Source organism: Gilliamella sp. B3783 (assembly GCF_026536125.1).
In the GTDB taxonomy this organism is placed as follows: domain Bacteria; phylum Pseudomonadota; class Gammaproteobacteria; order Enterobacterales; family Orbaceae; genus Gilliamella.
Genome location: NZ_JAFNOU010000006.1, coordinates 108,003 through 127,211 on the forward strand (window position 1 = coordinate 108,003; position 19,209 = coordinate 127,211).

Annotated in this window: 21 protein-coding genes and 1 tRNA gene; 7 read left to right on the plus strand and 15 right to left on the minus strand. The window is 34.9% G+C overall.

The window, feature by feature from the left end:
• Positions 1–30: 30 nt before the first annotated feature.
• Both J3U59_RS07435 and J3U59_RS07440 read right to left on the minus strand, forming a co-directional pair.
• The gene (locus tag J3U59_RS07435) at positions 31–1,650 is read right to left on the minus strand and encodes a hypothetical protein (RefSeq protein WP_267346526.1); all 1,620 of its coding nucleotides are present in this window, start codon (positions 1,648–1,650) and stop codon (positions 31–33) included.
• A gap of 302 nt (positions 1,651–1,952) precedes the next feature.
• Positions 1,953–2,288, minus strand: coding sequence for a nitrous oxide-stimulated promoter family protein (locus J3U59_RS07440; RefSeq protein ID WP_267343899.1), 336 nt, complete (start codon positions 2,286–2,288; stop codon positions 1,953–1,955).
• A 75-nt stretch (positions 2,289–2,363) separates the two neighbouring features.
• Between J3U59_RS07440 and J3U59_RS07445 the strand changes: the two genes are divergently transcribed.
• On the plus strand, positions 2,364–3,194 hold the full coding sequence (locus J3U59_RS07445) for a shikimate 5-dehydrogenase (RefSeq protein WP_267332976.1): 831 nt from the start codon (positions 2,364–2,366) through the stop codon (positions 3,192–3,194).
• Positions 3,195–3,249: 55 nt separating this feature from the next.
• Here the strand turns inward: J3U59_RS07445 and ycaO are convergent, their stop codons facing one another.
• Positions 3,250–5,016 (minus strand): 30S ribosomal protein S12 methylthiotransferase accessory factor YcaO, encoded by a 1,767-nt coding sequence (gene ycaO / locus J3U59_RS07450; RefSeq protein ID WP_267332977.1) that lies wholly within the window; start codon positions 5,014–5,016, stop codon positions 3,250–3,252.
• Positions 5,017–5,139: 123 nt separating this feature from the next.
• Here ycaO and J3U59_RS07455 point away from each other — a divergent pair, with 123 nt between their 5' ends.
• Positions 5,140–5,487, plus strand: coding sequence for a DUF4282 domain-containing protein (locus tag J3U59_RS07455; protein WP_065634591.1), 348 nt, complete (start codon positions 5,140–5,142; stop codon positions 5,485–5,487).
• Positions 5,488–5,570: 83 nt separating this feature from the next.
• Here the strand turns inward: J3U59_RS07455 and tsaD are convergent, their stop codons facing one another.
• From tsaD to coaE, 4 genes are read right to left on the minus strand one after another with little or no spacing between them, the layout of a single operon-like run.
• Positions 5,571–6,590, minus strand: a complete 1,020-nt coding sequence (gene tsaD / locus J3U59_RS07460) for a tRNA (adenosine(37)-N6)-threonylcarbamoyltransferase complex transferase subunit TsaD (protein ID WP_267332978.1) — start codon at positions 6,588–6,590, stop codon at positions 5,571–5,573.
• The gene (gene yacG / locus J3U59_RS07465; protein ID WP_416379551.1) at positions 6,590–6,793 is read right to left on the minus strand and encodes a DNA gyrase inhibitor YacG; all 204 of its coding nucleotides are present in this window, start codon (positions 6,791–6,793) and stop codon (positions 6,590–6,592) included. Before yacG ends, tsaD begins: the two co-directional genes overlap by 1 nt.
• 38 nt (positions 6,794–6,831) lie before the next feature.
• The gene (gene zapD / locus J3U59_RS07470) at positions 6,832–7,569 is read right to left on the minus strand and encodes a cell division protein ZapD (protein ID WP_267332980.1); all 738 of its coding nucleotides are present in this window, start codon (positions 7,567–7,569) and stop codon (positions 6,832–6,834) included.
• A 2-nt stretch (positions 7,570–7,571) separates the two neighbouring features.
• Complete coding sequence (gene coaE / locus J3U59_RS07475) at positions 7,572–8,180, minus strand: dephospho-CoA kinase (protein WP_267332981.1); 609 nt, start codon at positions 8,178–8,180, stop codon at positions 7,572–7,574.
• Positions 8,181–8,549: 369 nt separating this feature from the next.
• On the opposite strand from coaE, the gene lexA reads away from it, so the two are divergent.
• Both lexA and J3U59_RS07485 read left to right on the plus strand, forming a co-directional pair.
• Positions 8,550–9,176 (plus strand): transcriptional repressor LexA, encoded by a 627-nt coding sequence (lexA, locus tag J3U59_RS07480; protein ID WP_267332982.1) that lies wholly within the window; start codon positions 8,550–8,552, stop codon positions 9,174–9,176.
• Positions 9,177–9,227: 51 nt separating this feature from the next.
• The gene (locus tag J3U59_RS07485) at positions 9,228–9,599 is read left to right on the plus strand and encodes a hypothetical protein (RefSeq protein WP_267332983.1); all 372 of its coding nucleotides are present in this window, start codon (positions 9,228–9,230) and stop codon (positions 9,597–9,599) included.
• A gap of 64 nt (positions 9,600–9,663) precedes the next feature.
• Here J3U59_RS07485 and J3U59_RS07490 read toward each other — a convergent pair whose 3' ends face one another.
• From J3U59_RS07490 to J3U59_RS07500, 3 genes are read right to left on the minus strand one after another with little or no spacing between them, the layout of a single operon-like run.
• Complete coding sequence (locus J3U59_RS07490; RefSeq protein WP_267332984.1) at positions 9,664–10,389, minus strand: ABC transporter permease; 726 nt, start codon at positions 10,387–10,389, stop codon at positions 9,664–9,666.
• Positions 10,390–10,404: 15 nt separating this feature from the next.
• Complete coding sequence (locus tag J3U59_RS07495) at positions 10,405–11,088, minus strand: ABC transporter permease (RefSeq protein ID WP_267332985.1); 684 nt, start codon at positions 11,086–11,088, stop codon at positions 10,405–10,407.
• 7 nt (positions 11,089–11,095) lie between these two features.
• Positions 11,096–11,884 (minus strand): transporter substrate-binding domain-containing protein, encoded by a 789-nt coding sequence (locus J3U59_RS07500; RefSeq protein WP_267332986.1) that lies wholly within the window; start codon positions 11,882–11,884, stop codon positions 11,096–11,098.
• Positions 11,885–12,422: 538 nt separating this feature from the next.
• Here J3U59_RS07500 and J3U59_RS07505 point away from each other — a divergent pair.
• A complete protein-coding gene (locus J3U59_RS07505) occupies positions 12,423–12,671 on the plus strand; it encodes a hypothetical protein (RefSeq protein ID WP_065634191.1) in 249 nt (82 codons plus the stop codon).
• Positions 12,672–13,017: 346 nt separating this feature from the next.
• On the opposite strand, the gene J3U59_RS07510 is transcribed toward J3U59_RS07505, so the two are convergent.
• A tRNA-Arg gene (locus J3U59_RS07510) sits at positions 13,018–13,089 on the minus strand.
• 126 nt (positions 13,090–13,215) lie between these two features.
• Here J3U59_RS07510 and J3U59_RS07515 point away from each other — a divergent pair.
• The gene (locus tag J3U59_RS07515) at positions 13,216–13,974 is read left to right on the plus strand and encodes an MlaA family lipoprotein (RefSeq protein ID WP_267332988.1); all 759 of its coding nucleotides are present in this window, start codon (positions 13,216–13,218) and stop codon (positions 13,972–13,974) included.
• Positions 13,975–14,025: 51 nt separating this feature from the next.
• Here the strand turns inward: J3U59_RS07515 and J3U59_RS07520 are convergent, their stop codons facing one another.
• Together J3U59_RS07520 and J3U59_RS07525 are read right to left on the minus strand one after the other, a co-directional pair.
• Positions 14,026–14,829 (minus strand): TIGR03915 family putative DNA repair protein, encoded by an 804-nt coding sequence (locus J3U59_RS07520; protein ID WP_267332989.1) that lies wholly within the window; start codon positions 14,827–14,829, stop codon positions 14,026–14,028.
• A 3-nt stretch (positions 14,830–14,832) separates the two neighbouring features.
• A complete protein-coding gene (locus J3U59_RS07525; protein ID WP_267332990.1) occupies positions 14,833–16,098 on the minus strand; it encodes a putative DNA modification/repair radical SAM protein in 1,266 nt (421 codons plus the stop codon).
• Between the two features lie 303 nt (positions 16,099–16,401).
• Between J3U59_RS07525 and fabB the strand changes: the two genes are divergently transcribed.
• A complete protein-coding gene (gene fabB / locus J3U59_RS07530) occupies positions 16,402–17,613 on the plus strand; it encodes a beta-ketoacyl-ACP synthase I (RefSeq protein WP_267332991.1) in 1,212 nt (403 codons plus the stop codon).
• A 125-nt stretch (positions 17,614–17,738) separates the two neighbouring features.
• Here the strand turns inward: fabB and J3U59_RS07535 are convergent, their stop codons facing one another.
• Positions 17,739–18,461 carry an amino acid ABC transporter ATP-binding protein gene (locus J3U59_RS07535; RefSeq protein ID WP_267332992.1) on the minus strand — a complete coding sequence of 241 codons (723 nt, stop codon included), beginning with the start codon at positions 18,459–18,461 and terminating at the stop codon, positions 17,739–17,741.
• On the minus strand, positions 18,448–19,209 hold the full coding sequence (locus J3U59_RS07540; protein WP_267332993.1) for an amino acid ABC transporter permease: 762 nt from the start codon (positions 19,207–19,209) through the stop codon (positions 18,448–18,450). Before J3U59_RS07540 ends, J3U59_RS07535 begins: the two co-directional genes overlap by 14 nt.

The following is a 19,209-nucleotide window of genomic DNA, read 5'->3' on the forward strand; positions in this document are numbered from 1 at the left end:
GTTAATGTTATAATTTACTTCAGTGAAGAATTAACCTTTGCAAACTGCCCTAAGATATTTTCTACTATCTACTAGATCAATATCACTGTTATTGCCCATAAAAGAAACTGCGCCATCGCCAGTAATAACAATAAAGTGAGAAAACGCATCATGAACTTCTTTAGTCCAATAATGAGAATAGGAATAACCAGCTGTACTTGCTAAGGTTTGAGCTCCCCAATTGGCATCAGGATAAGACTTTTTGCCTTCAATATATCCCCATTCTGATAAAATACTTTCACCAATAGATCGTGTATAAACATTATTATGTAACACCCAATTTAAAGGGGCTGATTTAACAGGAGAATTCGTTAACTCACTACGTAAAAACATATTTTGTTCACCACCACATTTAATTTTGACCTGCTCGTAAGTACCATAAAAGTCTCCTTGTGGAATAGCCCAAACACTGGTTGGATTAAACGTATAATCAAATTTAATTGTTGGATCTCGTTTCAATGCAGCCCGTACCGTAACATCACCGGTTGGTTTTCCTTTTAGTAAGACATACCCCTGTGGGTCGATAGTCACTTGCCCACCAGGATTATTGGGAATACTAAAACTATAATCAGTCTGTGCGCCTGAAACAATTAATTGAAATTTTGCACCAGGAAAACCTGTCATTGGGAATTTTTTGCCAGCAGATACCGTTGGATTTACTTTAAACCCCATGTTAGGCACATAATCTGCAGTATAGCCACCCCCATAGACAAGATTTGGAACTTTGTACGTTTCTTGATTCCAATCAGCAATACCACCTGTAGATGAATTAACCCCACGCCATTGATACATAGGAAATATTTCTAAAGAATAAGGTTTAGCATAACAAACTTGAGGTTTAGAAGAAATTTGATAACGTTTCACTATTGGCACATAATCACTTTCCCGAGGGATACCATATTTAGAATAGGTCTTTACCTGTGTTGTTATTTCAAGCGTTAATGGCATCGGATAACTACTTCCGCATCCCATCGTTTTACTAATATCTGTAATTAATTTTCCATTACCGTCATACCACTGTTTACTGGTAAATGAAAGTAAAAATGGCTTTGATGCATCTATCCCATCACCATCTTTATCCGCATAATTTAATGTGTTATCCAATGAATTATAGTAAAAATTCTTAACGATAAAATCAGCAGGGCTTAACTCACCACTAAATTCCTTAATTACATCACCTTTGATATTGTTGCTTGCTTCACTGTAAAAAACACCATTAACCGTAAATCCTTGCTTATTCGCTGCCAAATCGATATTTATCACTTCTGGCGCACTGCCTTCTATCGCTTTTGCTGTCGTTGTACTTAATGCTTGAGCGGTATGAGTCGTCAATAAAATAAAAAATATCAATAAAGAACATTGCGCTAATGCCGATTGAATTGATTTAAAATAATCTTTTACATATGAATTATTTAACGAAATAATGCTCGAAAAGTGTTTAAGGAAATATAAAAATTTTAAAAATGTGAAAAAAGAGATAAAAGACGATAAGTGCGAGGATAATCCACTGACGCGATGACTTGTTGTAACTAGACTATCTAATAATGCCCGATGCCCGATGCCCGATGCCCGATGCCCGATGCCCGATGCCCGATGCCCGATTAAGACCATATTTTAACATATTTTTACTACTCCTTGTAGCTAATTTTATTAACTTTTTCATAAAATACAATATATTAGCTTATATATATTATCTAATGTAACTCATTTGTGCGCGATAATATCAAACATTCAGTCTAATAGTAAAATAGAATAATCAAATTGTAATGTGTATTTATGTAAATGTTTGTTAAGAATGATTAACACCTAAAACAATCAACCTCAAATAAATGATTTATTTTTATCACTGGCAACTTTAACCCTATCATGATCAACCTATTTTCAAACGACGTTTAACAATAAAACTAATAGCTTTATTTTTTTAAATCAAACAAATTTTTATATAAATGCTTCAATGCCATAATCGGGTGATAAATTAGCATTCTTGGACCAGAAAATCGCATCACTTGTTTGATTTTTTGTTGGTAATCTTTACGATAACAATGTTTAGGGCATTTTTCGCAAGTTGTTTTATTTTCGCCAAAGCGGCATAAGATGAGTCTTCGCATCGCATATTGCAATAGATCATCACATTCATTACACAATTGATGCTTTTCAGTATGATGTTTTTTGTGGCAATATAAATGAATCATTACCTTAATCGTTGCTTTTTCTTGCTGTATTTTAGGACCAGTATTATTGGCTACCATAATCAAAATATACGCTAATATAAAAAGTGGTAAAATAAAGTTAATTATCAATTATAATCACAAGGATTCGTTACAATGGCAAGAATTATTAATAAAGATACCATAGTTTGTATGTCACTTTCTGCAAGGCCAAGCAATTTTGGAACCCGTTTTCACAACTTCTTATATGAAAAGCTTGATCTCAATTATATTTATAAAGCATTTACAACCAATAATTTAAAAGACGCTATTTATGGTATTAAAGCGTTAGCCATTCGCGGTTGTGCAATTTCAATGCCTTATAAACAAGCGTGTATTGAGTTTATCGATGAATTAGATGTTTCAGCAAGTTCAATCCAGTCAGTCAATACCATTGTTAATACCAATTATCATCTAACTGCTTATAACACTGATTATATTGCTGTAGCTAAACTTATTGAAGAAAATCAGATAGAAAATACCACGCCGTTTGTACTAAAAGGGAGTGGCGGTATGGCCAATGCCGTTATCGGTGCGTTTTACGATAAAGGCTTTAAAAACGGGATTATTGCAGCTCGAAACCAACAAAAAGGACAAGCACTGGCAAAACGCTATGGTTATAAATGGGTAAAAGATGAAACAGAAGTTCCTGCTGAACAAGCAAAATTAATTATTAATGTTACACCAATTGGAATGCAGGGCGGTATCGAAGCTGATCAATTATCTTTCCCTACGACAATGATTGAACAAGCCGAAATTGTGTTTGATGTAGTCGCATTACCTGTTGAAACGCCAATGATTAAATACGCAAGCAAATTAAACAAAACAATAATTTCTGGCGCTGATGTAGCGGTGATCCAAGCACTTGAACAATTTGTATTGTACACTGGAATTAGACCTGAAAAGGAGCTTGTTGAACAAGCCGCAGACTTTGCTAGAAAAGGTTAAACATCAATGTTAGATTTATTCCACCGAAACAATCGGTGGAATATAATTCAATTTCTTATAACATTGCCTGATGCAGTTTGTGATAAACAGAAAGCAATTTTTGATGCATTGTAAATTGTTCAAGATCGTTATTTGACATATTAGGATCGTTAAATAAATCCGTTAAACCAAAAAACTTTTTCTCACCATTGGCATATTGCCACATTTGATCAACACAATTTTTGCCATACATTTTATTAAATGCGTCTTGATAATTCTCAAACTGTTTTTTATCCCGATCAATGATAAAACTGACTAATGTTTGCAGACAACGATAAGCATGATTCCGTTCTGAGGTAAAAATTGATTCATTCATTTCAATTGTCCAATCGATCCATGTTTGTGCTTGAATTAAATCTTTTGCGGCTAATGCTAACATTGCTTTTAACTCACCAACACGTAAAGTTAACCATGCATTATCTTTACCTGTTGCAATACCAAGTAATTCACGAACGCGAGCAAAATCATCTAGCCCCTGCTCATCTAGCTGCTCTATAATTGCCAAATACTGTTTTGCTGTCAGCTTTTTATTCGGTAAAGATAAAATCAGATCTCTAAACTCAATTGCCATATTATTATTCGCAATTAAAAGATCTTCAGGCGGATAGATTTCTGACATACCTACAGCTAAAATGCGACAGGCATAAACACCAAGATGTTCATAGTCCATGATAAGAACCTCTGTTTTGTGTCGAGCAAAAATCGCCATAAGGTTATCAAACTCTTGTTCTGTTGTTCCAGAAAAATCCCAGTCAACAAACTCATAATCAGCTTGTTGATTAAATAGATCCCACGAAATTAAGCCACTTGAGTCAATAAAGTGGGTTTCTAAGTTACTTAAATCAGCCACTTCGTCATTATCAAAACTTGGTGGAGAAAACACATCAAGATCTTTCAAACTACGTCCTTGTAGTAGTTCCGTAACCGTTCTTTCAAGCGCGACACCAAAGTCAGGATGCGCACCAAATGAGGCATAACAAGTACCATTGTTTGGGTTCAATAATACGACACAGATAACAGGGAATTCACCGCCAAGAGAAGCATCAAAACAGTAAAGTGGAAAGCCTTCACTTTCAAGCGCATTTATAGCGGCTAAAACAGCCGGATAACGGTTAATGACTTCAGGCGGAATAGTTGGTAAGCTTATTGCTTCAGCAATTATCTTATTTTTAGTGTAACGCTCAAAAATTTCTGATAACCCTTGCACTCGAGCCTCATTACGCGTATTGCCCGCTGACATACCATTGGAAGCATATAGATTAGCAATTAAATTAACCGGTACATAAATCGTTTTCTGATCGGATTGTTGTATAAAAGGCAGTGCGCAAATGCCACGCTCAGCATTACTTGATTGCAAATCGACTAAATCAGTAGCAGTTAATTCCTGATCAGGATCATAAAACTTAAGTAATTTTTCGGATAAGATTCCTTTTGGCAAGCTATTATCTTGAGGTATTGCAAACCATTTTTCAGTTGGATAATGAACAAAATTAGAATTAGCAACTTGTTGTCCTAAGTAAAAGTCAGAAAAGAAGTAATTAGTTGATAAACGTTCAAAATATTCCCCTAGTGCAGAAGCTAAAGCGGCTTTTTTACTTGCGCCTTTACCATTAGCAAAGCAGAGTGGGCACTGTGTGTTTTGAATATGCACCGACCAAACATTTGGGACAGGATTAAGCCAAGAGGCCTCTTTTACCTCTAATTGGTATTTAGCGAGTTGTTGATGAAAATATTGGATGGAATCTTCAAGGGCGGCATCTTTGCCTGGAATATAAGTTTTCATGTGTTATCTCAGAATATTGTGTAATAATAGATTGCTTTATTCATTTATTTATTCTTAAATGTATACGCTATTAACTGAAATGAAAAGTAATAATCATTAATAATTTTTAATTAAGGAAATAAAATGAAGAAAATTATAAATTCCGAGGGTTTTTCATTAGTAGATTTTTTCTTTTTCAATAAAATGATCACACCAGTAATTATCACTATCCTTTATTGGGTAACACTGGTGTTAATAGTTTTAAGTGGATTAGGTGTCATTATTGCCAGTTTCCATAGTTTTCAATACAGTTTTTTAGGTGGACTTATCGCATTTTTTACAGGTGTCATTGGTCTTATTGTTGGTGTTATTTCTGCAAGAATCGGCTTTGAATTAGTTTGTGTGTTATTCAATATCAATCGTAATATTGAAAAATTAGCCGTAAACCAAAACAGCAGTAACGAAGACCAAAACAGTGACGACAAACAGTAGTGTTTATTTTAACAGTAGGCTTTTGTCTACTGTTAAATATCGTTTGATTGAGCTTTAACTAACGTTTAAAAACAATCTTATTGTTACTTTAAATCACTTAAAGGCCATCTAGGTCTCACCGCAATAGCTAAATCACTATGCTGCCCTTCCTTTAAATGTACCATTCCTGCATAAGCAATCATAGCCCCATTATCTGTACAAAATTCTAATCTCGGATAATAAACTTGTCCTTTGCGGTTTTTCATCAATACCGATAATTGTTGACGTAATGTTTTATTGGCGCTAACGCCGCCGGCAATAACTAGTCGATTAAAGCCTGTTTCATCAAGAGCTCTACGTGACTTAATTACTAAGGTGTCGACCAATGCATCTTCAAAAGCTCGAGCAATATCAGACTTAGTTTGTAAATCAATAGTGCCATCACAAGTGTTTTGATGAATGATGTTAGCAGCAGCGGTTTTGAGTCCTGAAAAACTAAAATCCAATCCAGGCCGATCGGTCATTGGCCTAGGAAAATGGAATCGATTTGCAATCCCCTGCTCTCCTAGTTTTGAAAGCTTCGCTCCACCGGGGTAATCAAGTCCCAATAATTTAGCTGTTTTGTCAAATGCCTCACCTGCTGCATCATCAATCGATTCACCGAGTAACTGATATTGACCTATGCCTTTAACACTAATTAATTGAGTATGTCCCCCCGAAACCAATAACGCAACAAAGGGAAATTCTGGTGGGTTATCTTCCAGCATCGGGGCAAGTAAATGTCCTTCCATGTGATTGACAGCAACTGCTGGCACATTCCAAGCGTAAGCAAGCGCACGGCCGATAGATGCACCAACCATTAAAGCGCCAATTAACCCGGGTCCTGCTGTATAAGCGATGCCATCAATATCCTCTGCCGTTATGTTAGCTTGTTTTAACGCGGCTTGAATCAATGGTACCGTTTTGCGAATATGATCACGTGATGCAAGCTCAGGCACGACACCACCATAATCAGCATGTAAATTAATTTGCGAGTAAAGTTGATTAGCTAATAGACCAGATTGATCGTCATAAACAGCAATTCCAGTTTCATCACAAGACGTTTCAATACCAAGCACTTTCATTAATGTTTTCCTATAAAATCAGAAAGATTATCTTCACTCCAAAGATCGTGTTCTGTGATTTCTTTATCGGGAATTCGATGTTCTTCTGCTGCCCACTCGCCCAAATCAATAAGCTGACAACGTTTGCTACAAAATGGTCTAAATAAACTTTTTTCCGACCATTCCACCTCTTTTTGACATGTTGGACATTTCACAAATTGCATTATTTTTTTGTTCATTTTGACTCTTTAATTTTATGCTATTAACAGCACGCTAATTCAAATTCTATCGTATCGGTACTCGTATTATCACAAGCTTCAAGCGGAATAAATCGAATACTATAACGCGACATATGACCCGATACTTGTGGATAAACATTTTTATCTAACGAAACACGAATACGAATAAGGTTAATGTCACCATTGGTTTCTTGAAAAAAATTATTGGCACAAGTGAATAATTTAAATTCGCCAAGTTGGCGTATCAACTGCATACATGATGAGAGCGATTCATTTAAAATAGCAAGATGCTGCAACCAACTTTGTACTTGTCTATCTCGTTTTTCTGCTGATTGTTTTAACCACAGATAGAAAGAGGGAAGATCAAAACTACAGCACCCGCCAGGAATCATTAAGCGTTGGCGAATTGAGGTAATAAAACGATCATCTTTCAATGCTTGCCCTAATCGAGGTGCTGTATTAAATTTTAGTAAATAATGATCAAATTTATTAAGTAATTCGGTTATTAACTCTTGATCAACGCCTTCAATATTTAACCAAGAAGATAGTTTTTGTTTTTGAGACTCGATTTCTTTAATCAAATCACTTCTAACATCATTACGTTCAATAATTTCTAATAACTCAGACAGTGCATGAAAAAAAAGTAACGCATTATTTTGATCAAAATGACAATGTAGATCTAATTGTTTTAATAAAAATTCAACACGTAACCAGGTACGCATCTTTTCATTTAGTGGATGTTCAAAAATAATCTTATCCATACTTATCCATTATTAATTTTAAGGTTATTTAAGTATTGTTGATGTAATTCATTTACTTGCTCAGTCAAACAAGCTAAATCACCATTATTGATGATTATATCATCAGCATAGGATAATCGTTTTTCACCAGAAACTTGAGATTGAATCATTTTTTGAGCTAACGCTATATCAATATTATCTCTTTGAACCAGACGCTGTAATTGTAGTGCTTTCGGAATATCGATAATCAAAACTCGATCAGCTAAGTGATGTAAATTATTTTCAATCAAAAGTGGCACCACCCAAATTACATAAACCGCAGTCTGTTTTGCAATTTGTTCCTGCGTTTTTTGTTGAATAATCGGATGTAATAAGTGGTTTAACCAAAGCCTTTCATGCGAATTATTAAAGATAATTTCCCGCAATTGACTGCGATCCAATTCACCATCAGGTAATAAGATTTCCTGGCTAAAATGTTTAACAATTTCAAGATAAGCATCAGTTCCAATCTGAACAACTTGCCTAGCAATAACATCAGCATCAATAATCGGCACACCTAATTGTGCAAAAAGATTTGCAATGGTACTTTTACCACTGGCAACACCACCACTAAGTGCAACAATATAAGACATGAATATAGTTTCCGATCTAATAATTACCATGATTAGTATATCATATAACTGAATCTCATTATATATGCTAATTTTTCTTACCTAAAAACAAAAAATACATTTTATTCAGAATATTATAATTTTTTTAATAAAAATCACTTATTGCAAACCAACATAAAAAAATTAAGTTAAGATGATAAAAATGATCACTATTGGAATAAAACAAAATTTATCTTTTTCAATAGAACTTGATTTTATCCAAATGAACAAGTTATCAACATATTGAAAAATTAATCAACCAATAAAAAATAAAATCAACAAAACTGTTGGTTTTATAGTATTAGCTGTATATAATCACATATATCTGTATATAAACACAGGAAATTGATAATGAGACCATTAACAGAACGTCAGCAGCAAATATACGATTTGATCAAAGAAAATATTCAAACAACTGGCATGCCACCAACACGCGCTGAAATTGCGCAAAAATTAGGATTTCGCTCCGCTAATGCGGCTGAAGAACATTTGAAAGCTTTAGCTAAAAAAGGGGCGATTGAAATGATAGCTGGTTCATCTCGTGGTATTCGTCTACTGCTCGAAACGTCCGATGATCAACATGATTTTGAAGGTCTTCCACTTATTGGGCAAGTGGCTGCCGGCTCACCTATCCTAGCGCAAGAACATATTGAAAGTCATTATCAAATCGATCCTTCTGTATTCAAACCCCAAGCTGACTTTTTATTAAGGGTTCACGGTATGTCAATGAAAGATATTGGTATATTAGATGGTGACTTACTTGCCGTGCACAAAACCCAAGATGTAAAAAATGGCCAAGTGGTAGTTGCACGAATTGATGATGAAGTCACCGTTAAAAGACTATCTCGCCATGGTAAACATGTACACTTACTGGCCGAAAATGAAGACTTTTCACCTATTGAAGTTGATTTAGAACAACAGAGCTTTGCTATTGAAGGTATTGCTGTAGGTATTATTCGTAATGGGTCATGGATGTAAATAAAAAGTTAGTATAAAATAGCAACTAATTATTGCTTAGGAGATAACAACATGTGGCTATTTTGGTTATATGAATTTTTAGGATTTGTTGCGATTTTTTTACTTATATTTGCTTATTGTCGATTTCGTGGACAAGGCTTTTGGTCGTTTATTTGGCGACACTTAAAATGGGTAGCATTAGCGATTGTTGCCGTTTGGCTAGTCATAGCCGTGCTCTGTCGTAACGACTTATATAATGCGACACATTGTTACTTTAGAGGTGTGAGTATGCATGCTAATACCAAGTACTCAATCTATTTAGAAGAATGTCAGATCGAAACACCAAGTGGGAGCTATGTACCAATCGATCGCACCAGAGCGTTACCGGGTTCTTCAGATCATGAAGATCATACCGAAGACTATGGCTACCCAGCAGCTAATTAATTATATAAATGATCATTTTACCAAAGCCATTATTGATACAATAATGGCTTAATATTTTGAATATTTAATTAGCTTTTACAGACCAATCTATTTGCATATATGCCAAACAACGCCTTTCTAATTTTCTAAATCCCCAAATTAATGTAAAACTAACACAAAGATAAATAACCGCAGCAATACCAAAGGCATGAAAAGGTTGATATGTTTCAGCATAAATGTCACGAGCAATTTTCATTACATCTTGAACGGTTGCGGTAAATGCTAATGCAGTTGAGTGCAACATAAAAATAACTTCATTACTGTAAGCAGGCAAAGCAAGACGAAAGGCTCTTGGTAAAATAATATATCGATATAATTGAAATCGGTTAAAACCTAAGGCTATTGCCGCTTGAATTTCACCATCGGGCACATTACGCATTGAGCCCGCTATAACCTCAGTGGTGTAAGCACAAGTATTTAAGGTAAACGCTAAAATAGTACAATTTAAGCCACTTTGAAAAAAATCATTAACCCATTGATGATTCTGCACAAAACTCAATGTATAAAGTCCTGTATAGATAACTAATAATTGAACATACAAAGGCGTGCCTCGAAAGACATAGGTGAAACACCAAATAGGTAACTTGATGTATTGATTTTTTGAATTACGACCAACCGCTAAAACTAAAGACAAAATACCGCCAAGGGAAACCGATAAGACCAAAATCCACAGCGTCATAGCTAGCCCAGTGATATTATACCCATCTGTCCATAACAACGCTTTCCAGTAGTCTTGAAGAATCTCTAACATGATAAGGCTCTTTGTTTATAATTTTGCTTTGGTTATACCAATGGAATAATGCTTTTCAAGCCACCACAAAGCAAGATTTGAAATAGTGGTGAAAAACAGATAAAACGCGCCAGCGATTAAAGCAAATAATAGTGGTTGATACGTTGCTTCGCCTACCGTTTTTGTTGCTTTAACTAAATCAAATAAACCTAATAACGAAACCAACGCAGTTGATTTTAAAACAACCAACCAGTTATTTGCTATTCCCGGCAAAGCAAAGCGCATCATAAGTGGAAACATAACATAACGAAAAACTTGAGTTTGACTTAATCCAAGTGCAATAGCAGCATTCAAGGTGTTTTTCGATACTGACTGATAAGCACCTCGGAAGGTTTCAGTAAAATAGGCGCCGTAAATAAAACCTAACGTAATCATTCCAGCTACAAAAGGATTAATTTCGATAATATCCATATTAAAAAAATCGGTAATATTATTGAGCGCAAATTGTAATCCAAAAAATATTAGCATCATAAGAACTAAATCAGGCACACCTCGAATTAAAGAGGTATAAGCCTGACAAAGTAATCGTAGTAATTTTATTTTAGACATTTTGCCTAAAGCACAAATCACACCAAGTAATACAGCCACAATCAACGAAGTGATTGCTAGTCCAATGGTAATTAAAGCACCTTGCAAAATAAGCGGAATATAACCTTGCATTACTTAATTATTTTTTATTGCCATAAACACTAAAATCAAAGTATTTATCATTGATTTTTTTATAGGTACCATCATTTAGAATCTCAACAAGAGCCTTATTAAAAGCCTCTCGTAATTCAGTATCATTTTTACGGAAGCCTAACCCTACCCCAACATCGAAATACGTTTTATCGGTTAATGCGTTGCCTGCAAACGCAAAACCTTTTCCTTGCGGTTGTTTTAAAAATGCATAACTACCGGTTACCTCATCTTGTAATGACGCATCTAAACGCCCCGCCACTAAATCAGAAAACACTTGTAATTGATTTTGATAAGGGACAATGATCACACCGTTTGGACGCCAAACTTCATTAGCAAAATGTTCTTGCGAAGTACCTTGTTCAACACCTACTCGCTTACCTTTTAAAGATTCAACTGTAGGCATAATATTGGCACCTTCTTTTGTGATTAATCTTGAATTAGTCACAAAAATTTCATCAGAAAACGCAATCTGCTTTTTACGTTTTTCGGTCATCATCAAAGATGACGAAATCATATCAATCTTTCTCGATAAAAGTGAAGGAATCAGTGCATCAAAATCAGTAGTTTTAAAGACACATTCAATATTTGCTTTAGCACAAAGTGCCTTTGTTATTTCAATATTAAAACCTGTAATTTCACCATTTGCGTCAATAAAATCGAATGGGGCATAGGAAGTATCTGAACCAATTTTAATTGATTCTGGTAATTTTGCCTGACTATATAATGGTAAACTAATCAAACTAATAAGGGATAGTACCTTTAAAAATATTTTCATAATGATGTCTCTTATAATTTTTTGAGGCGCATAATATAACGTGTTATGAATAAATTTAATAATAAAAAAATCTTTAATATCCGGTATAGTATAAGGATTGATTATTTGAAGTAGTTATTTAGAGTAAAAAGTATCGTATTAAAACTCCAAAAATCACATCGCCATATTAAAATGATAAATTATATCTCTTAATTAAAGACAATATTAATCATGACCATTAACTGCAAGATAAAATTGTTAAACCTATTAAGATAACAGCAAGATTTTACTAGACTGTAATAAAGTTTACTCATTGCCGTTATAATTAAATAAGGATCAACAACAACCAAATAAATATAAACAAATTAGTGCTAGATGCTTATTGATTTAACTCAACGCAATTTAACACCATGTCTAACATTTGTTTAATAACACATTTGATATATTTTAATTATAATATTTATTAATAGATATAGTGATAACAACACTTACTTTATAAATTAAAGGAAATTTTATGAAAATAGTTATCAAAACAATTATATTAATTCTGATTCCATTTATGCTACAGGCAAAACCCGATGTGTCAAAAATCTATGGAAAAATAAAATTTGTTGATTCATTCCCCGATTACAGGGTGAAAGTCGTGAAAAGTTTTCCCGATCTGCGGGTCAAAAAAACGAATGGTTTTGCAAATAAACCCGGAGAGTGGAAAATAGTCGATAGTTTTCCAAATTACAAAATACAGATTGTCGATTCTTTTCCTGATTTTACTATTCAGTATGTCGATTCGTTTCCTGGAGTTAAATAATAATTAATCGGATAGTTAAACGAATCTATTTTAACTTAATAAAAAATAAAAATTTACAGTGCCACGTAAATAACAGTTATATCCTTGTACAAATAAATAGCTATTTTTTGGCTATTTCATGCTAAATAATATAACAGTTCAATCAGATCGATTTTAGTTATCGGATGTATATTGGAGGATTAAAATCGAGAAAAAGTAGACTCGGTTGACGAGTGCTTTTATATGCATAAATCCTTGTAATATAGGATATTATATAATTTAGTCAATCGTTGAGGTTCTATTTAGATTTTATCGTAAAACTTTCAATAAAAACGCTTTTTAAAATCATTATATTCTTATCAAAATCTGACCCCAGCAGGAATCGAACCTGCAATTAGCCCTTAGGAGGGGCTCGTTATATCCATTTAACTATGAGGTCACAGCGGCGTGTATTTTAATAAATTTATATCAATAATACCAATTAAATAACGAAAAATTTTCTATTTTAAGTAAACATGATACAATCGCAGCATCTCTAATCTTATATTATTTTGTCGAAGATATTATGAAAAAAAGAATCGTTGGCATGATGTTTTCTGTAATGGCGCTTACTAGTTGTGCAACTTATCAACCAGAAACCAATACCTATAGTGATCCATTATCAGGATTTAATAAAGCGATGTTCAATGTAAACTACTACGCGCTTGACCCCTATGTTTTACGCCCTGCCGCTGTTGTATGGAAAGATTATGTCCCTACGCCTATGCGAAAAGGGATAGTTAATGTGTCATCAAACCTTTCCGAACCAGCATCGATGGTAAACAACCTTTTACAAGGAGATGTGCATAAAGCTGGTACACATTTAGCTCGATTCTTTTTGAATACTGTTTTTGGTGTTGCAGGTCTTTTTGATGTTGCAAGTATGGTCGAACCCCAATTACAAAAAGGCAATAAACGTACTTTTGGTGATGTATTAGGTCATTACGATGTTCCTTATGGTCCTTACGTTGTGTTACCTTTCTATGGTTCAGCGACATTACGTGAAGAAGGCGGAGGATTAGTTGATACCCTTTATCCCCCACTAGTTTGGTTAGATTGGCAATGGGCGTTAGTACGAGGTGTGTTTGATGGTATTGAAGCGCGTGCTGTCGCTATCCAATATGAAGATCTTATTAAAAATAGTGATGATCCATACAATTTTATGCGTAATGCTTACTTCCAACGTAATGACTTTATTGCCTCGGGCGGTAAAGTGGACGAAGAAAAGCAACAGCAACGTGAAGAGAGTATTAACAGCTTTATTAACGATATTGATTCACAATAGCCATTTTCACTATCACCAAATAATGAAACCGCCGCTAACATTGGCGGTTTTTTATTTACCTTTCATTTCAGGTAGATATTGCCAAAATCGTTTTGGCATCTGTTGACGTTGCAATTTAGGATTCACTCTTTCTTTAATAGTTAGCGCGTTACAATAACGCAGCCACATGGTTTGAAATAGTTGTTCATCTTTAGTCATATAATCTTGATTGATCATACTGTTAACAACGATATCTTCATGATTAGCTAGCGAGATTCGTTCAATCTTTTCAAGATTATAAAAATAGCCATATTGCCGCTTCTCATCATAAATCGCCCATTTTTGATCCGCATAACGATCTTGAAAAAAATTTAACACTAAGGGTAATGCATTATAAATGGGTGCAATGACCGCAAAATAAATTTTTTCACTTAAACTATTTTCACTGGCGCTTATTGGATTATTTATCGCATTAAATCGTACAAACTGCACTAAATGATGCTTTTCGCGACTCACTTTTTTAGCGATATCATGCACAGTTAGCACATCAGGATCGCCAAAATCGGTTTCAATTGAATGTGTTGATTGAAAAACTTTACAGATATAGCGCAAAATAATTAAGTCACTTTCAGGAAGTTCAGATAACCAAACATACAACAACTGATTAAGCGCGATTTTAGAAATTTTTTTTTCGAGTGCTAGTTGTACCCGTTCATATTTGCTATTACGAAATTCAACTACATGCGTTTCTGACGCTAATAAAGGGGCTACATCGCCTTCAAGCAATAAACACTCTGGCATTTTTTTTAACTTGAATATGTCAAACACGGCACAAAGTAACCCTTCAAAAGTTTTGTCATAATAAAAGACTATCATCAACTAAAACCCCATGACTAATTGCTGAGGTAAAGAAGCGGCTTTCGCTTTTAACAAAGGCGGTTCTTGTAAAGAAAGACGAATATATTCAGCTGAAGAGTCGAGTAACTTGAATTCTCGCATCTCATGACAAATGATAAAAAACTGTGCACGCTTCAAAACTACCCCTATGCGTTTAAGTGCTGCTAAATTAAGTTTTCGATGGCGCCTTGCCATAACAATAAGTTTGGCCGATTTAACACCAATACCGGGAACGCGTAAAATTTTTTGATAGCTATCGTAATTAATATCTACCGGAAAAAATTGTGGATTACGTATTGCCCACGATAATTTAGGATCAACTGTCAAATCGAGATCCGGATAACTGTCATTCACAATCTCATCCACATTAAAACCATAAAAACGCAAAAGCCAGTCAGCTTGATACAATCGATTTTCGCGAACTCTAGGCACGTCTTGTAATACAGGTAACCTTTTATCATAGCTATTTACTGGCACAAATCCTGAATAGTAAACACGCTTCATGCTGGGTCTTTTATATAACTTAGCGGTCAATTGTAAAATTTGATTATCCGATTCATCCGTTGCGCCAATAATCAGTTGGGTACTTTGACCTGCGGGTACAAATTTGGGGGTCGATTTTATTCTTTTACGATCTTCCACATTTTCCAATAGATTTTGTTGGATATGGCGCATGGGTTGATAAATGGTTTGATGATCTTTGTCTGGTGCCAATAATTTAAGATTTTTTTCTGTTGGAATTTCTAAATTAACACTCATTCGATCAACTAATAATCCAGCTTGTTTAATCAAATCATTACTTGCTCCGGGTATCGCTTTCATATGAATATAACCATTAAAATCATATTCTTTACGCAAAATGGTAACAACTTTGATCATCTTTTCCATTGTATGGTCAGGGCTTCTAACAATACCGGAACTTAAAAATAGCCCTTCTATATAGTTACGACGATAAAATTCTATTGTTAATTGGGCTAACTCTTTCGGGGTAAAACCCGCTCTTGGAATATCATTACTTTGTCGATTAATACAGTAAGCACAATCAAACATACAGTAGTTAGTCAACATAATTTTAAGCAATGCAACACATCGACCATCGGCGGTAAAAGTATGACAAATACCTCGACTATGAGCATTACCAATACCTTTATGTTTATTTGATCGAGAACTGCCGCTCGAAGCACAAGAAACATCATATTTAGCTGATTCTGCTAATATTTCAAGTTTATTAATCATTTTGTCATTCATAGTACACCACAATTACTGTTTTTATATACAGTATTATAAGGATTATATTATTGTGTGCAACAATTTAATAAAGGTTAATTTTATTTGATCTACCTCATCAGATCAGTAAATTCATCATAATTATTGTCTAAACAACCGGAATGAAAAACGTAGAGTTAATCACGCTTTGTGATGAAAACGGATTATTATCTTTCATCAGCTTAAATAAAATAGATAATAAGGTATTGTTCAGCTTACAAGTGTACGCTATAATCACATCAATTTTTCATATGAAGCCAGATAATTTTAGGAGTAAAGCATTAAATGAAACGTGTTGTAATTACTGGGTTAGGTATTCTATCAAGTATCGGTAACAATACTAAAGAAGTTCTAGAATCATTAAAAGTAGGTCGAAGCGGCATTACTTTTTCACAAGAAATGAAAGATAGCGGAATGCGTAGCCACGTATGTGGAAATGTAAAACTAGATACAACAGGATTAATCGATCGTAAAATTGTTCGCTTTATGAATGATGCTTCTATTTATGGTTATTTAGCTTTACAACAAGCTATAGAAGATGCCAAATTAACCCCTGAACAAGTATCAAATCCTCGCACTGGTCTTATTGCGGGCTATGGTGGTTCAACTAAAACGCAATATAATGTTGTTGCAGGTATGAAAGAAAAAGGGTTACGTGGAGTAGGTCCTTATGCGGTAACAAAATCAATGTCATCGGCAATTTCTGCATGTTTAGCAACGCCATTTAAGATTAAAGGAGTAAGTTATTCCATGACTTCTGCTTGTGCAACATCAGTACACTGTATTGGTCATGCGGCTGAATTAATTCAATTGGGCAAACAAGATATTGTTTTTGCTGGTGGTGGTGAGGAACTCTGTTGGGAAATGTCTTGCGAATTTGATGCAATGGGTGCCCTTTCAACCAAATATAATGATACGCCAGAAAAAGCATCGAGAGCCTATGATGCAAACCGTGATGGTTTTGTTATCGCAGGTGGCGCCGGTATGGTAGTTGTTGAAGAGTTAGAACATGCGCTTGCGCGTGGTGCACATATCTACGGCGAACTAGTCGGTTATGGTGCGACTTCGGATGGTTATGACATGGTTGCACCATCTGGTGAAGGCGCTATGCGTTGTATGCAGCTTGCTATTCAAGATTTAGACGTCCCTGTTGATTATATCAATACTCATGGTACTTCAACACCAGTTGGTGATGTTAAAGAGCTTTGGGCAATCAAACAAGTGTTTGGTGACAATATTCCAGCTATTTCTTCCACAAAATCAATGACAGGTCACTCATTAAGCGCCACCGGTGCACAAGAGTTAATTTATTCACTATTAATGCTAGAGCATGGTTTTATTACACCAAGCATTAATATTGATGAACTTGATGAAGCCGCTATTGGTATGAATATCATTACTGAACCGACTGAACGTGAACTGACAACTGTTATGTCAAATAGTTTTGGTTTTGGTGGAACTAATGCTTCAATTGTGATGAAAAAATATAAAGCATAATTTAGCTGCTTGCTAAAAACTAAACTAAAAACCGTTCAACTTAGAACGGTTTTTTTATTTAAGGTGGCGATAGATAAGCGTAAATAAAATTATCACATCACGTTTAGTGCCTTTATTTTCAAGTTTTATAGAACTTTACTTAAAAATAACTGTGTTCGTTCATTTTGTGGATGATTAAAGATTTGATCGGGTGAACCTTGTTCTTGAATAATGCCCTGATCAATAAAAATCACCCGAGTAGACATTTCTTTAGCAAAGCCCATTTCATGAGTCACAACAATCATTGTCATGCCCTCTTGCGCAAGTGATTTCATGACCGCTAAAACTTCACCGACTAATTCGGGATCAAGCGCCGAAGTTGGTTCATCAAATAACATTACTTTAGGATCCATCATAAGTGCTCTAGCAATAGCCACGCGCTGCTGTTGACCGCCGGAAAGTTGACTTGGATAAGCATCAATTTTATCAATCAACCCGACTTTGGTTAACAACTTCTCCGCTTTGCTAATCGCCAGATCTTTGGGCATCTTTTTCACGTCTCTAGGTGCTAAAATAAGATTTTCCAGTACTGTCATATGTGGAAAAAGATTAAAGCGCTGAAACACCATCCCTACTGATTCTCGTAATTGATTAATATTGGTTTTAGGATTGTGCACTTTAAAACCATTAACTTCAATTTCACCTGATGTAATATCTTCCAATCCATTGATGCATCGTAAAAAAGTGCTTTTACCTGAACCAGATGGACCAATTACCGAGATCACTTCTTTTTCTTGAATATCACACGAAATACCACGTAACACATGGATATCACCAAATTGCTTTTGTAGATTTTTAATGTGAATCACTTTTGCTCAACCTTTTTTCTAAATATTTAACCAGTAGCGATAGCAAGGATGTCATTATCCAATAAACCAAAGATATGACTAGGTAAGGCTCAGTATATGAGCCATAAGCCGCACCAGACGTTCTTGCAGCGAAAGCTAAATCTGCCAGACCAATAGCTGCACCAAGGGAAGAATCTTTCAAAATAGCAATGGCATTATTACCTAGCGGTGGTAACATTCGTCGAAAGGCTTGGGGTAATATCACCTTTCGCATGGTACTGCCATATCCCATACCTAATGAACGTGCAGCTTCCATTTGTCCTTTATCAATCGACTCAATCCCTGCCCTAAAAATTTCTGATATATAAGCACCAGCATTTAAAGTAATGGCTGTAACGCATGAAATAAATGCACCATATTGAGATCGTAAAAAGCGAGCGGTATCAACCGAAATCAAGTTATCCGATACAAGCAAACCATCTCGTGGGTTAATTAACAAAGGCATAAGGACAAAGTGAACGACCATAATTTGCACAAATAATGGCGTACCACGAAAAGCACTAACATATATTCTAACCGGCCATTGTACACAAAAATATAATGTATATTTCCAAACCCCATATTTTGCTGAAGCAGTGCGACCAATACCTAGCAATAATCCCCATAATGTACCTAAAATGACACAAAACAGCGTACATTCAATAGTCATTTTTGCCCCTTCTATAAATAAGGGCAAGTACTCATTAATTATTTCCCAATTAAACGCCAT